We start from the raw sequence: 13,848 nt of genomic DNA on the forward strand, positions 1-13,848 counted from the left end.
TCCTGTAAGAATGTTTTCCCTCTTTGTCAGACAAGTGAAGAGAGAGAGTAATCCCCATCTAAACGGCGACTTGTCCTACATAGAATTCGTGCCCATCTCAGTAAGGTTTCAGACCTTCGTCCGGTGCAACCCACCGAACGAGATTACGAACAGCGGCGTCCTTATGGCGCCTTAATTTTCGATAAGTAGTCTGGAACACACTCATGAAAAAGACCTTCTACAAGGGAGGAGCGCTAAGCGCATGCTCCTCTTCAATGATCCTGTTATCGGCAATGTTGGCGTCTCAAACTGTTTCGGCCCACGGCTATATGGAAGTGCCGCCATCGCGCGCGCTGCTGTGCCAGAAAGGGGTGAACACCAACTGTGGTTCCGCGCAATACGAGCCTCAAAGTGTTGGCGAAACATTCAAAGGTTTTCCGGCTGGTACAGGCGGTGCGCCTTTGCAAGGGCCGATCGATGGCAAGATTCCGAGTGGCGGTCATCCATCGTTCTCCGCTATGGATGCTCAGTCCGCTACCCGTTGGCAATTAACGGAAATCAAAGACCGCAATATCGATTTCCAATGGAGCTACACCCAGGCTCACCCGGCCACCAAGCATGAGTACTTCATCACTCGCAACGGCTGGAACGTTAACGAATCCCTCAAGCGCGCCTCGTTCGAAAGCACCCCGTTCTGCGTCGTCGAGGGGAATCATCAGCTGCCGGTGTCCGGCGCCAAACACAACTGCAACATTCCTGACGACAAATCCGGCCAGCACGTCATCCTCGGGATCTGGACCGTCGGTGATACCGACGCGGCGTTTTACAACGCTGTCGATGTGAACATCCTCGGCGAACCGTCGTTGCCCGGTGGCTGGTCTTCCGTTGGCGGCATCACGCCATCGACCCAATTGCTGATCGGCGACAAGGTCAAGGCCCGTGCATTCTCTGCCAACGGTGTCAGCCCGAATTACGACGTCGAGATCTCCATCGACACTGCCGAGGAAGGCTCGCCGAATAACTGGGCGTTCAAACTCGCAGAAAAAATCAACAGCACCCACTCGCTTATCCGTGCCGGTGTTCGTAATGAGAACGGCAGCATCGAACCAGTCCGGGGTAACAACACCCTCTACGCCCAGAAAGAAAGCGGCGTAACCCGATTCGAAGTTCAGCTGGACATGAAGGAAGACGCCGCCGCGCGCATGTCGGTGGCCTCCCAGCAAGCCGAATACGTTCTGGAAAAAGGCCTGGCCAACGTCCAGTTCAGCATGATCTCGAACCGTGCGATGAACGTCGAAGCGACCTTGTTCGACGAGAACAACAAGCCGGTCGGTTCCGTCGCGAAGCAGGTAGACAGCGGTCCGACCTGGCTGACCATGGATGTTCGCAGCAATCCCGGCAAACACACCCTGACGCTGGTCGGCACCACGCTGGATGGCCGCACCACTCGCCAGGACACCCAGCCCACCCACATGACCGGTGAAGGCGCGGGCATCGAGCACGACTTCGTGTTCCCCGAAGGCATCAGCGAGTACACCGCCGGCACCAAAGTGCTGCAACCGAAGACCAATGAAATCTTCGAATGCAAGCCATTCCCCGCGTCCGGTTACTGCAAGCAATACGCCCCGACGGCCAACGGCTTTGAGCCCGGTGTAGGGGCGCACTGGCACATGGCGTGGGACAAAATCTAAGTCTCTCGTAACACTTCAGGCGATCCGGAACAGGATTGCCTGAAGGCTTATCTTCCTGTTGAAAAGTCGAGTTGAAAATGACGGTTTTGGGTTACTCCACCCAACGTGTATGGCTGCACTGGATATCGGCGGCGGTGATCATCTGGAGGCGACTCTGCACCCTCTGCCTGCTGCTGGTGACCGTCGCGTACGGAGCCTTTCTGGTGTGGCAAGAGTGGGGGTTTCGTCTAAGCCGTGTCGCTGCGATGCCTGTCGTTTCAACGATAGCGACGCCACCGCCCCGTGCACCTCTGGATACCACCGCGGTGGCGACGGTACTCGGTCTGACGGCGGGAGCCACGTTGTTGGCCAGCGCCGAGCCGCTGACCCTGCAGGCCAGTTTTGTCCTCGCCACAGGGTTGTCCAGAGCACTGCTGGCAGACGCTCAAGGCTCACGGATTTATCAGGTGGGCGATCCGTTGCCGGGCGGCAGCGTCCTGCGTCGCGTCGAGGCGGATCGGGCGGTGTTGTGGAACAAGGGGCGAGAAGAAGTGCTGACGCTGCAGGCGTCTGCCACGCAGCTCTTGCGCCGATTCGACCCGCAAGCCGAGGCTCCGGCCCCCGCGACTTCTGCGCATTTTCTACGCCCGCTTTCCGGGCCGTCAGAGTGATCAACCCATGAACAGTTCCATCAGCGCGCAGGCGTTGCGCACCCTGTTTTTTCTCGCCGCGTTGGCGCTGTCTCTCTTTCATGGCGCGGCGCGGGCCGAGGAAGAAAAGTGGCAACTGGCGATGAACAATGCCGAGCTGCGCGACATCGTCGAGGAAATCTCCACCATTCTCGGGACCACGGTGGTGCTTGATCCCAGAGTCTCCGGGCGCATCACCGTCATGTCCCGTCAGGCCCTCGACCGCGAAGGTGTTCGCCGATTGTTTTATTCGGTGCTGGATGCCCACAACTTCACGGTCATCGACGAGGGTGACCGGATCCTGATTACGCCGGTCACCGAAGCGAAAACCCGCGCCGGCCAAGGCATTGCAAAAAACGCCACGGCTTCGCAATTCATCACCCAGGTCGTCGAACTGAACACCAGCAGCGCTTCCGACATTGCCGGCCTGGTTCGGCCGCTGGTGTCGGCCAACGGCTATGTCGGTCCTTCGGTGTCAGCCAATGCGCTGGTGGTCACCGATACTGCGGCCAATGTGAACCGTATCGCGCAGGTGGTCCGGCAACTGGATTCCGGGCAGAACAACCAGCATGCCGTGGTGCAAATGCAGCACGCACAGGCTGCTGATGTGGCGACTGTCATGGAGTCCTCGCTGGGCAAACGCAGCGCTGATACGGCGATCCAGGTACTGGCCGACGCCAGAACCAATCGGCTGATCCTCATTGGTCCACCGTCGGTTCGCCAACGCCTGATCGACCTCGCACGCCGTCTCGATACCCCGGCGACCGCCACCCTCGACAACGCGCGGGTGATTCGCCTGCGTCACAGCGATGCCAGGCAATTGGCCGAAGTCCTCGAAACGATGGGGCAGGGCCGAAAGCCGGCAACGGCCGTCGGTGGCGCCCGGGATAACTCACCCGGCACGACGTTCATGATCAAGGCCGACGAAAGCCAGAATGCGCTGGTGCTGATCGCCGACCCGGCGCAAATCCGCACCATCGAGGACATCGTGCGTCAGTTGGATCAGCCTCGGGCGCAGGTGCTGATCCATGCCGCCATCGTCGAGATTTCCGGGGACATCGCCGAGGCCGTGGGTGTTCAGTGGAGCGTCAGCGGCAGTGATGCAAAAGGCTTCATCAACTTCCCCGGCACCGACATTCCGATCATCGGCGGGCTGAACTTTGACGAGAAAAAATCCGCGCCGGAAGGGGCCGTCCTGCGACTGGGTAGTGACCGCTTCGGCGCGTTGGTTTCGGCGCTGGCCAGCAACACCCGCAGCAACCTGCTGTCCACGCCGAGCCTGCTGACCCTGGACAATCAGGAGGCAGAAATCATCGTCGGCCAAAACGTCCCGTTCAAGACCGGCTCCTACGCCACCAACAGCAACGGCGCGGAAAATCCGTTCACCACCGTCGAGCGCAAGGACGTGGGCATCAGCCTGAAGATCAAGCCGTACATCAACGAAGGCTCGACGTTGCGCCTGGAGGTCGCGCAGGAAGTGTCGGACATCGCGCCTTCGGTATCGGGCATCGATTCTTCGGACCTGATCACCAACAAACGTGCGCTCAAGAGCACGATCCTGGCGGACGATGGCGAAATCATCGTCATCGGCGGGCTGATCAGGGACAGCGTCCGCACCCAACAGAGCGGGGTGCCGTTGCTGCGCGACATTCCCTACCTCGGTGCGCTGTTTCGCTGGACCCGCGACACCCAGACCAAAAGCAACCTGATGGTGTTTTTGCGGCCGACCATCGTGCGCAGCAAGGAAGACCTGTCAGACGTCAGCCAGCAGCGTTACAACGCGCTGCGTGAATTGAGCAAGCCCGGCGCGCGAGGGAACAACTCCTTGCTGCTGCCGGCCGAGGCGCGTCAATTGTTCGACCCCGCGCCCGACGCCCCCGTGTTCGATTTGCGTAAATCAGCGGCGGAATCGCCATGAGCGAACCGCGTGAATCCCTCCAGCCATTGCCCTTCGGTTTCGCCCGGCGTTTCGGCGTACTGCTGGAGCACGACGGGCCGGGCTCAAGTCTTGTGCTGCGCGCCAATACGCCACTCACGGCCTTGTCGGAAGCCCGTCGGGCAAGCGCTCGGGATCTGCCGATGCGGGTGCTTGAGCCTGATGTGTTCGCCGCACGTCTGGCCGTCGCTTATCGCGAAGGTCAGAGCGCAGCCGAGCAAGTTGCCCAAGGGCTGGACGAAGAGCTGGACCTGCTCAGCCTGGTCGATCAAGTCCCGCAAACCGCCGACCTGCTGGAGCAGCAGGGCGACGCGCCGATCATCCGGTTGATCAACGCACTGCTCAGCGAAGCGGTGCGCGAGCACGCGTCGGATGTGCACCTGGAAACTTTCGAGCAGTACCTGTCGGTACGCATGCGTGTCGACGGGCAATTGCGCGAAATGCTCAGGCCCCGACGTGAACTGGCCACCTTGCTGGTGTCGCGGATCAAGGTCATGGCGCGCCTGGACATTGCTGAAAAACGGGTCCCGCAGGATGGTCGAATGGCCCTGCGACTGGCCGGGCACGAAGTCGATGTGCGGGTCTCTACGCTGCCTTCGGCCCACGGCGAACGGGTGGTGTTGCGCCTGCTCGACAAGCAGGCCGGGCGCCTGGAACTGCCGCGACTCGGTATGCCTGCCGATACCCTCGCCGCGTTGCGCCAGTTGCTCGCAAAACCTCACGGCATTCTCCTGGTGACCGGGCCTACCGGTTCCGGCAAGACCACCAGTCTGTACGCCGCGCTGAGCAGCCTGAACGATCAGACACGCAACATTCTCACGGTCGAAGACCCCATCGAATATCACCTGCCGGGTGTGGGGCAGATGCCGGTCAATCCGAAAGTGGACATGACGTTTGCCCGCGGCTTGCGGGCGATTTTGCGACAGGATCCGGACGTGGTGATGGTCGGCGAAATCCGTGATCGCGAGACGGCGGAAATCGCCGTCCAGGCATCGCTGACCGGGCACCTGGTGCTCTCGACGTTGCACACCAACAGTGCCGTCGGTGCAGTGACGCGGCTGGTGGACATGGGCGTCGATGCCTACCTGCTGGCGTCGTCGCTGGTGGGCATTCTGGCCCAGCGTTTACTGCGCACGTTGTGTCCCCATTGCAAAGCGACATACAGCGCCGATGGCGCCACGTGCGAACGCTTAGGGCTCGATTCGGCAGCGCCACCGCAACTGTTCAGGGCCGTGGGATGCGACCAGTGTCAGCACGGTTATCGCGGGCGGATCGGGATTTACGAGCTGATCAGCGTGACGCCCGCCGTCTCGGTTCTGATTCATCAAGGTGCGAGTGAACAGGCGTTGATAGAAGAGACGCGCAAGGTCTCCCGCAGCCTGTTTCAGGACGGTCGCCAGCGGGTGCTGGAGGGCGCGACCAGCCTCGACGAATTACTGCGCGTGACGCAGGAGGACTAGCGAGTGCCGACGTTCGATTACCGCGCTGACGACGCCCAGGGCCGACGCTGCAAAGGCCGACTGGAGGCCGATGGCCCGCGTCATGCCCGACAACTGATGCGTGAGCGCGGCTTGTGGCCGCGTGAGTTGAGCGAGGTCAGGGCAGGTGGCGACACCGGGACGCAGCCTCGCAGCGGACGTCTGAGCGCGGCGGATCTGGCGCTGTTGACCTTGCAGCTGTCCACCCTCGTTCAGGCAGGGCTGCCTCTGGAGGAAGCCCTTGAAGCGGTGACGAAGCAAAGTGCGAAGCGCAAGGTTGCCGGTCTGTTGTCGGCGGTCAGGAGTCGGGTGATGGAAGGTCATGCCCTGTCGACGGCGCTGGCTCAATTTCCCAAGGCGTTCCCCGAATTGTTCCGCGCCACCGTTGCGGCTGGCGAACGTTCCGGTCACTTGGGGCATGTGCTGGAACAACTGGCCGCTTACACCCAGGCCCGGCAGGCGTCGCGGCAGAAAATCCAGATGGCCCTGGTGTACCCGCTGATCCTGATGTTGGCCAGTGTCGCGATTGTTGGTTTTCTGCTCGGCTACGTGGTGCCGGACGTGGTGAAGATCTTCGTCGACAGTGGCCAGCCGTTGCCCTGGCTGACACAGGCGCTGATCGCCCTCAGCAATGGGCTGCGCAATCACTTTCTGCTGTTGATGGGCGTGCTGGCGGCGTTGCTCGGCCTCTGGCGCTGGAGCCTGCGCCAGCCGGCCTGGCGCCTGCGCTGGCATCGTCTCGCGTTGAAACTGCCGGTCATGGGCGAGGTGCTGCGGGCGATGGAAGCCGCGCGGTTCGCCAGCACGCTGGCGATCCTCGGCAAAAGTGCAGTGCCATTGGTGGACGCGCTGGAGATCGCGGCGGCCGTCATCGGCAACCTGACCATCCGCAGCCGCATGGCCGATGTCGCGCGCTCGGTCCGTGAAGGTGGAACGCTGACTCGCGGTCTGGAACTGAGCGGCGACATCCCGCCGATGATGCTGCACATGATCGCCAGCGGCGAACGCGCCGGTGAACTCGATCGCATGCTGGTGCGGGCCGCCGAGCAGCAGGAAAGCAGCCTGGCGGCGCGTATCGCATTGGTCGTGAGCCTTTTTGAACCGGCCATGCTGGTGCTGATGGGCGGCGTGGTGCTGCTGATCGTCATGGCCATCCTCCTACCGATTCTCAGCCTCAACCAATTGGTGAATTGACCCATGAATGCAGCACAGAGAAACAGCCCTCGCGCTCAACGCGGTTTTACCCTGATCGAAATCATGGTGGTGGTCGTCATCATCGGCGTGCTGGGGGCCATCGTGGTGCCGCAGTTCATGAGCCGTCCCGACCAGGCCAAAGTCACCGCCAGCAAAATTGATCTCCAGGCCATCGCCACGGCCCTCGAAATGTATCGCCTCGACAACTTCAACTACCCCTCGACACAGCAGGGGCTGGAAGCCTTGAGCAAACAACCTTCCGGCCTGCCGGCGGCGAGGAACTGGAACCCTCAGGGTTATCTGAAAAGCCTGCCGGTCGATCCGTGGAACACGCCCTATCAGTACCTCAATCCCGGTGTGCATTCGGTGGACGGCAGCTATGACTTGTACTCCCTCGGTTCCGATGGCGTGAAGGGTGGCGAAGGGCATGCGGCCGATATCGGCAACTGGGGCGACTGAATCATGCGCCAGCGTTGTCGGGGATTCACCTTGCTCGAACTGATGATCGTGATCGTTTTGATCGGCGTGCTGTTGGGCATGGTGAGCTTTGCCATCGGGTCGAATCCGGCGCGTCAGGCCCGGCAGGAAGCACACGGGATCGTGGGCGTGATTCAACAGTTGCGTGAACGCGCAGTGCTCGATGGCCAGGAGTTCGGCCTGCGGCTGAGTGTCGAGGGTTATCGGGTGATGAGGCTCGATGTTCAGGGCTGGGAACCGATGGTGGCTTTTTATCGATGGCCCGAAAACGTGCGGCTACGGCTTGAGCAGGACGGTCATCCGGTAACCCTTGGCGCCGACGATGGACCTCCTCAGGTGCTGATGTTCAGCAACGATGAAACCAGCGTCTTTACGCTGACGTTTGGCAGCGACAAAAAGATGTGGCTCAACCTGTCCAGCGATGGCCTTGGCCAGGTGGTGATCGATGGCTAGCCGGCCATTTTCTTCACGCATGCGTGGCTTCACCTTGCTGGAAATCATGGTGGCCCTGGCGATCTTTTCGACGCTGGCGGCTGCCGTGCTGTCGGCGAGCCAATACGTGCTCAGGCAAACCGGCGCGGTCGAGGAACGGCTCTTCGCCGCGTGGCTGGCAGACAACCATCTGAATGAACTGCGCCTGCAAACCGGATGGCCCCTCGACCAGCAACAACGGATCGTGTCGATGGATCGCCGCGACTGGTTGCTGCGCCAGCGCATCAGCGTTTCGCCTGATCCGCGCCTGCTCAAGGTCGATGTTGACGTCAGCCTTTCCGGGCGCGAGCAAACCGTACACCGCACCAGTGGCTGGATACCTCATCGTGATGAATAAGCAGAGCGGTTTCACCTTGCTGGAACTGGTCATCGCCATGGCGATCTTCGCGTTGCTGGGCCTGGCCAGTTGGGGGCTGTTCGATGGCGTGGTGCGCGTGCAACGAGGGACGACGGCGCATGAGCATGAGTTTCGAAGCCTGCAACGGGCGGTGGCGGTGATCGAGCGGGATGTGCTGCACGCCACCGATCAACCTGTCGTGCTCCAGCAATCGGTGTTGCAGTTGCAGCGTAGCCATTGGCGCAACCCTTTGGACCAGCCGCGCAGCGAGCGCCAGTTGCTGACCTATCGACTCGATAACGGCACGCTGTGGCGTGAAAGTCAGGGGGAGGGGGTGCCGAGCGTGCAGCGGCAAAAGCTGCTGGGCGATGTTCGAGACTTGAGTTGGCGGGTGTTTGATGCACAGTCCGGTTGGAGCCGCGATTGGCCATCCGGGCGGGGCGTGAAGCGGCCGATGGCGGTGGAAGTGCAATTCTCTACGGGTCGTTTCGAGGCGATTCGTCGGGTATTGCTGTTGCCCGGCGCGTTGCCATGAGGAGGCATCAACGCGGCATCGCGTTGATCAGCGTGTTGCTGGTCATGAGTCTGGCGTTGTTGATCACCAGCGGCTTGCTGCGCAGCCATCGCCTGTCGCTGCACAGCAGCGGCCAGGCCCTGCAGCACATTCAAATGCGCCAACTCGCCGTTGCGGGGGAAAGCTGGGCGCTTTTGCGCTTGCGGGACGCGGCGCAGGGCTCGCAAAAAACCGTCGACCTGACCCAGGACTGGGCGCGGATGACTCCCGACTTCGACGTCGAAGGCGCGCAGATCCGCGTTGATATCGAGGACCTCGCCGGGCGCTTCAATCTCAACTCATTGTTGACTCAGGGGCAGATCGATCAAGTCACCCTCAACCGCTGGGCGCGCTTGCTCGACGTGCTGGATCTTCCACCGCTGCAACTTGCTCAGGTGGGAGCGTTCCGAGAACTGAGCCAACTGCGCCTGCTGCCGGGGGTTGACGCTCATGTGCTGCGTCAACTTGAGCCTTGGGTGGCGATGTTGCCCGGCCACGCAACGCTGAACGTCAACACGGCCCCGGCGTTGGTGCTGAGGACGCTCGATGACGTGGACGCGACCACGGCTGCGGCGCTGGTTCGTCAGGCTTCGACGACGGGATGGGCCAGCGTTCAGGCCTTTACGCAAGACCCGCTGCTCTCCGGTGCAGGCCTGAACAGTCATGGACTTGGCACCGGCAGCCGCTGGTTCCGCATCACGGTGCAGGTCACTCAGGGGCAGCGCCGATTGCGGCTGGCCACGGAGGTCGAACGCGATGCCGACACCCACCAACTCAACGTCCTGCAACGACGCCTTCTTCCTTCGACTGCCCACGAGATGCCGCGATGAATACCTGGCTTTACCTGACCACCGAGGGCCTGGGCGAACCGTCGGCAGACTGGCCTTGCTGCGTTTGGTCCTCGACTGCGCAACGCCGGTCCATGCCCTTGAATCAAGCGGCACAGGTGCTGAGCGGGCAGGTGGTCGATGTGCTGCTGCCCATGGAATTGTGCAGTTGGGTGCGCAGCGATCCGTGGCCTTCCAAACGCCAACCCGGCACGCAAGCCGTCGCGTTTGCCGTGGAGGATCAATTGAGCGAGGCGTTGGAAAAGCTGCACCTGAGCATCGGCGCTCGCGATCAGGAAGGGCGTTATCCGGTCATGGTGATCGACCGCCAGCGGTTTGCCGCGATGCTCGCGTTACTGGCCGAAGAGGGCGTCGAGGTGCGTTCGGTGTTCGTCGATGCCGATGTCTTGCCCCTGGATCAGGCACTCGGTGTTTGGTGGTTCGGTCGATGGCTGGTCGGCGGAGGGCTGCCGGCCCGCCTGACGTTGACGGACGACGGGTTGACGTTGCTGGGGCCGGCCTTGCCCGCAGGGATTCAATGGGTCGACGCGCGTCAGGGTGCGACGGATGTCGATCAATACCTGGCCCATCGTCCCGCGCAGGCCATCAATCTGCTGCAAGGCGAATTCGCCCTGCGCAACAAACGTCTGCCCTGGCGCCTCGGTGGTTTGACGATCCTGACGCTGCTGTTGCTGACCTGGGGCGCCAGCGCTGCGCGAATCCATTTTCTGGAGAGTGAAACACGCAGGCTCTACAGCCAGAACGAGCAACGGTTCAAGACGCTTTACCCCGAGCAGAGCCGCATCGTCGATCTGGCAACGCAGCTCAACGCACTACAACAGCAGACCGCCGAGCCGCAGCGCACACGCGTCGCCGAGCTGGTGACGCTGGTCGAGCAGGTGATTGGCGCAAGCAATGTCGAGGTCCGGCGTATTGAGTTTCGTGCCGGCGATGGCTGGAAAATCCAGCTGAGTGCCAACAGCTTTGCCGAGCTGGAACAACTGCGCGAACGCGGGCGACAACAAGGTGTGCCGCTCAGGATCGACAGTGCGAGCAAAGAGCGCGACCGCGTGCAGGCGACCCTGACAGTGGAGGACCGAACATGAAAGCGGCCTGGCAACGGCTGTCCCTTCGCGAGCAACGACTGTTGCTGGCCATGGGCGCATTTTTATTGGCTGTCGTGGCGTTCAGCCTGATCTGGCAACCGACACGCCAACGCCTGGAAACCATGGAACGCCAGCACCAACAGCAACTGGCCGTGTCTGCGCAACTGCAACGGGTACAACCGCGAAGCACCCCGCCCGTCGTCAGCCATCAGTCGTTGTCGCTGCGTGTCAGCGAAAGCGCCACAGCTGCGGGGCTTGAGATCCATCAGATGGACACCGACAACGATATGTTGCGCCTGACCCTCAGCGGCGACGCGCAGGCGTTGTTGCAATGGCTGGACCGCACCGAACGTGACGGCGTCGCCTTGCAATCGCTGACCCTGGAAAAGCGTGACGCGGTGCTTGAGGCGCGGGTGGTGCTCAGGTAGTCGAACCATTCCCCGGCAGCAGTGGCAGGCGGGCCAGTTTCAACGCAACCAGCAACGCCACCACCAGCAGCGCCCCGATGAACACGCCAATCCCGTTCCACCCGCCGAGGTGCCAGAACACACCGCCTGCCGTACCGGCGATGCTCGACCCGGCGTAGTAACTGAACAAGTACAACGACGATGCCTGACCCTTGGCCTTCGTGGCGCGGCGGCCGATCCAGCTGCTGGCCACCGAGTGCGCGCCGAAGAAACCGAAGGTGAAAATCAGCATGCCGATGATCACCACGGGCAGCGGCGTGAGCATGGTCAGGGCGAGACCGGCGAGCATCAGCACGATGGTCGACCAGAGCATTTTGCGGCGTCCGAGTTTGTCGGCCAGCGAACCGATTTTCGCCGAGCTGTAGATGCCCGACAGGTACACCACCGACAGCAGCCCGACAAAGGCCTGGTCCATGTGGTACGGCTCGGCCAGCAGGCGATAGCCGATGTAGTTGAAGAGCGTGACGAACGCGCCCATCAGCACGAACGCTTCAAGGAACAACAGCGGCAAACCGGCGTCGCGAAAGTGCATGGTGAAACCGTCGAGCAGGCTGCGCGGGTGCAGCGAGCGGGCGCGGAAGTTGCGCGATTCGGGGAGGATTTTCCAGAACACCGCCGCCGCGATCAGTGCCAGGCCGCCGATCACCAGCATCGCCGTGTGCCAGCTGACGAAGTCGATCAACACCCCGGTAATCAAGCGCCCGCACATCCCGCCAATCGCGTTGCCACCGATGTACAGGCCCATCGCCAGGCCGATGTGTTGCGGGTGGATCTCTTCGCTCAGGTAGGTCATGGCGACCGCCGCCAGGCCACTCAACGACAACCCGATCAACGCGCGCATCACCAGCACGCCGTGCCAGCTCGGCATCATGGAACTGGCGATGGTGCACAGCGCCGCGGCAAACAGCGCCGCCACCATCACCGGTTTGCGCCCGACCCGGTCGGAGATCGGCCCGGTGATCAGCAGGCCGATGGCGAGCATGGCCGTGGCCACCGACAGAATCAGGCTGCTCTGCGCCGCGTTGATCGAATATTCGTGGGACAGCAGCGGCATCATCGGTTGCACGCAGTACAGCAGCGCGAAGGTCGCAAAGCCGCCGGAGAACAGCGCCAGTACCGTGCGCATGAACATCGGCGTGCCCTTTTCGATGTAGATCTCCTTCAGTTCAGAGACGGCATCGTCCAGCGCGGCGGGCGGAACTTCATGGGCGAGTGGGGCGACAGCAGTTTTCACTTCAGACCTCGGGGGAGCGCAGCCGGTCAGGCAATGAAAAAAGCATATAGCTGCCTAATGATTCAATCCAATATATTGTTCGACCTGTTTGAGAGGTTTTACGACCTAATGGAGTTTTCATGGAATTGCGTCACCTGCGCTACTTCATTGCCGTCGCCGAAGAACTGCACTTCGGCCGCGCCGCCCAGGTGCTGGGCATCTCGCAACCGCCGCTGAGCCAGCAGATTCAGGCGCTGGAGCAGGAAGTCGGTGCGCGATTGTTCGAGCGTACCAATCGTCGGGTCGAGCTCAGTGAGGCCGGGCGATTGTTTCTGGAAGAAGCTCGATTGGTGCTGGCGCAGGTCGACAAGGCGGCGGATGTGGCGCGGCGGGCGCAGTTGGGTGAGCTGGGGGAGTTGAAGATCGGATTCACTTCATCGGCGCCATTCAACTCGACCATTCCCCAGGCGATTTTTTCATTCCGCCAGCGGTTCCCGGCGGTGCACCTGAACCTGCGGGAAATGAGCAGCACCCAGGTGGCCGAGGCTCTGGTGGACGAGTCGATCGAGGTCGGGATCATGCGGCCGTTGGGTTTGCCGGATTCGCTCAGCGTGGTGGAGTTGATGCGCGAGCCGCTGGTGGCCGTGCTCAGCTCCAAACATCCGCTGGTGCAGGACAGTGAAGAGGGATTATTCCTGTCAGCTCTGGCCCTCGAACCGTTCGTATTTTTCCCTCGCAGTTACGGCAGTGGTCTGTATGCACAATTGCTCAGCCTGGCGCGGGACGCCGGTTTCAGCCCGCACTTCGCGCAAGAGGCGGGTGAGGCGATGACCATCATCGGGTTGGTGGCTGCGGGGCTCGGCGTGTCGGTGCTGCCGGCGTCTTATCAGCGGATGCGGATTGATGGCGTTGTGTACCGACCTCTGCTCGACCCTGCAGCGGTTTCGGCGGTGTGGCTGGTACAGCGCAAGGATCAGAAATCGCCAATGGCCAAGGCGTTTGTGGACCTGCTGACACTCAAGGTCGAACCCCTCAAGCCATGAACGACACAAACCTGTAGGAGCCGGCTTGCTGGCGATCGCGGATTGTCAGTTGGCATTGATGTCGACTGATCCACCGCTATCGCCAGCAAGCCGGCTCCTACAGGTTTTGTATTCTTTCTGTAGCAGTTGTGGGACGTTTCCTAAGACGTCTTCCGGGAGGCTACAACACCTTGCGGCAGCGCCTACAACTACGCCAGAATCCGCCGGCTTGTGCGCTTTGGGGGCCATCGGTAACTTGGTTCGCGTCACTGATTTCCAGTGATCGGGTTTAGTAGCCCGTGGTTTTGCGAAGCGTATTTGCGTTCCATACAGTCAGGTATTTCGATACCTGCGCTCGATGGCAGCAGTGCGCAGGGCGCCTTCGGGCGCGCCGGCTTCGCGCTTCCC

Annotated in this window: 14 protein-coding genes; 13 read left to right on the forward strand and 1 reads right to left on the reverse strand. The window is 61.7% G+C overall.

The window, feature by feature from the left end:
* The first annotated feature begins 203 nt into the window (after window positions 1-203).
* From gbpA to gspM, 12 genes are all read left to right on the forward strand, one after another.
* Window positions 204-1,670 (forward strand): N-acetylglucosamine-binding protein GbpA, encoded by a 1,467-nt coding sequence (gbpA, locus tag K5R88_RS23260; RefSeq protein WP_226298430.1) that lies wholly within the window; start codon window positions 204-206, stop codon window positions 1,668-1,670.
* Window positions 1,671-1,747: 77 nt separating this feature from the next.
* On the forward strand, window positions 1,748-2,320 hold the full coding sequence (locus tag K5R88_RS23265) for a type II secretion system protein N (RefSeq protein WP_226298431.1): 573 nt from the start codon (window positions 1,748-1,750) through the stop codon (window positions 2,318-2,320).
* A 7-nt stretch (window positions 2,321-2,327) separates the two neighbouring features.
* Entirely contained in the window at window positions 2,328-4,256 is a 1,929-nt protein-coding gene (gene gspD / locus K5R88_RS23270; protein ID WP_226298432.1) for a type II secretion system secretin GspD, read from the forward strand.
* A complete protein-coding gene (gene gspE / locus K5R88_RS23275; protein WP_226298433.1) occupies window positions 4,253-5,734 on the forward strand; it encodes a type II secretion system ATPase GspE in 1,482 nt (493 codons plus the stop codon). Before gspD ends, gspE begins: the two co-directional genes overlap by 4 nt.
* Before the next feature lie 3 nt (window positions 5,735-5,737).
* Window positions 5,738-6,946, forward strand: a complete 1,209-nt coding sequence (gspF, locus tag K5R88_RS23280; RefSeq protein ID WP_226298434.1) for a type II secretion system inner membrane protein GspF — start codon at window positions 5,738-5,740, stop codon at window positions 6,944-6,946.
* Between the two features lie 3 nt (window positions 6,947-6,949).
* On the forward strand, window positions 6,950-7,405 hold the full coding sequence (gspG, locus tag K5R88_RS23285) for a type II secretion system major pseudopilin GspG (protein ID WP_207284680.1): 456 nt from the start codon (window positions 6,950-6,952) through the stop codon (window positions 7,403-7,405).
* Window positions 7,406-7,408: 3 nt separating this feature from the next.
* Entirely contained in the window at window positions 7,409-7,876 is a 468-nt protein-coding gene (gspH, locus tag K5R88_RS23290) for a type II secretion system minor pseudopilin GspH (protein WP_226298435.1), read from the forward strand.
* Window positions 7,869-8,252 (forward strand): type II secretion system minor pseudopilin GspI, encoded by a 384-nt coding sequence (gspI, locus tag K5R88_RS23295; protein WP_226298436.1) that lies wholly within the window; start codon window positions 7,869-7,871, stop codon window positions 8,250-8,252. The genes gspH and gspI overlap by 8 nt, the downstream gene beginning before the upstream one ends.
* On the forward strand, window positions 8,245-8,787 hold the full coding sequence (locus K5R88_RS23300) for a type II secretion system protein GspJ (protein ID WP_226298437.1): 543 nt from the start codon (window positions 8,245-8,247) through the stop codon (window positions 8,785-8,787). The genes gspI and K5R88_RS23300 overlap by 8 nt, the downstream gene beginning before the upstream one ends.
* Window positions 8,784-9,635, forward strand: a complete 852-nt coding sequence (locus tag K5R88_RS23305; protein WP_226298438.1) for a type II secretion system protein GspK — start codon at window positions 8,784-8,786, stop codon at window positions 9,633-9,635. The genes K5R88_RS23300 and K5R88_RS23305 overlap by 4 nt, the downstream gene beginning before the upstream one ends.
* Complete coding sequence (gene gspL, locus K5R88_RS23310; protein WP_226298439.1) at window positions 9,632-10,738, forward strand: type II secretion system protein GspL; 1,107 nt, start codon at window positions 9,632-9,634, stop codon at window positions 10,736-10,738. The genes K5R88_RS23305 and gspL overlap by 4 nt, the downstream gene beginning before the upstream one ends.
* Window positions 10,735-11,166 carry a type II secretion system protein GspM gene (gene gspM, locus K5R88_RS23315; RefSeq protein ID WP_226298440.1) on the forward strand — a complete coding sequence of 144 codons (432 nt, stop codon included), beginning with the start codon at window positions 10,735-10,737 and terminating at the stop codon, window positions 11,164-11,166. Before gspL ends, gspM begins: the two co-directional genes overlap by 4 nt.
* On the opposite strand, the gene K5R88_RS23320 is transcribed toward gspM, so the two are convergent.
* Window positions 11,159-12,391 carry an MFS transporter gene (locus tag K5R88_RS23320; RefSeq protein ID WP_225609813.1) on the reverse strand — a complete coding sequence of 411 codons (1,233 nt, stop codon included), beginning with the start codon at window positions 12,389-12,391 and terminating at the stop codon, window positions 11,159-11,161. The two genes, gspM and K5R88_RS23320, sit on opposite strands and share 8 nt — an antisense overlap.
* 167 nt (window positions 12,392-12,558) lie before the next feature.
* Between K5R88_RS23320 and K5R88_RS23325 the strand changes: the two genes are divergently transcribed.
* Complete coding sequence (locus K5R88_RS23325) at window positions 12,559-13,461, forward strand: LysR family transcriptional regulator (protein WP_226298441.1); 903 nt, start codon at window positions 12,559-12,561, stop codon at window positions 13,459-13,461.
* The last annotated feature ends 387 nt before the right edge of the window (window positions 13,462-13,848 follow it).

Origin of the sequence: Pseudomonas sp. MM213, assembly GCF_020423045.1 — a bacterium.
Lineage (GTDB): Bacteria > Pseudomonadota > Gammaproteobacteria > Pseudomonadales > Pseudomonadaceae > Aquipseudomonas > Aquipseudomonas migulae.

Coding starts and splice junctions, on each gene's coding strand:
- gspD (WP_226298432.1), top strand. CDS start 2,328: ATGAACAGTTCCATCAGCGCGCAGGCGTTGCGCACCCTGTTTTTTCTC.
- K5R88_RS23300 (WP_226298437.1), top strand. CDS start 8,245: ATGAATAAGCAGAGCGGTTTCACCTTGCTGGAACTGGTCATCGCCATG.
- gspE (WP_226298433.1), top strand. CDS start 4,253: ATGAGCGAACCGCGTGAATCCCTCCAGCCATTGCCCTTCGGTTTCGCC.
- K5R88_RS23305 (WP_226298438.1), top strand. CDS start 8,784: ATGAGGAGGCATCAACGCGGCATCGCGTTGATCAGCGTGTTGCTGGTC.
- gspI (WP_226298436.1), top strand. CDS start 7,869: ATGGCTAGCCGGCCATTTTCTTCACGCATGCGTGGCTTCACCTTGCTG.
- gbpA (WP_226298430.1), top strand. CDS start 204: ATGAAAAAGACCTTCTACAAGGGAGGAGCGCTAAGCGCATGCTCCTCT.
- K5R88_RS23265 (WP_226298431.1), top strand. CDS start 1,748: ATGACGGTTTTGGGTTACTCCACCCAACGTGTATGGCTGCACTGGATA.
- gspH (WP_226298435.1), top strand. CDS start 7,409: ATGCGCCAGCGTTGTCGGGGATTCACCTTGCTCGAACTGATGATCGTG.
- gspG (WP_207284680.1), top strand. CDS start 6,950: ATGAATGCAGCACAGAGAAACAGCCCTCGCGCTCAACGCGGTTTTACC.
- K5R88_RS23325 (WP_226298441.1), top strand. CDS start 12,559: ATGGAATTGCGTCACCTGCGCTACTTCATTGCCGTCGCCGAAGAACTG.
- gspM (WP_226298440.1), top strand. CDS start 10,735: ATGAAAGCGGCCTGGCAACGGCTGTCCCTTCGCGAGCAACGACTGTTG.
- gspL (WP_226298439.1), top strand. CDS start 9,632: ATGAATACCTGGCTTTACCTGACCACCGAGGGCCTGGGCGAACCGTCG.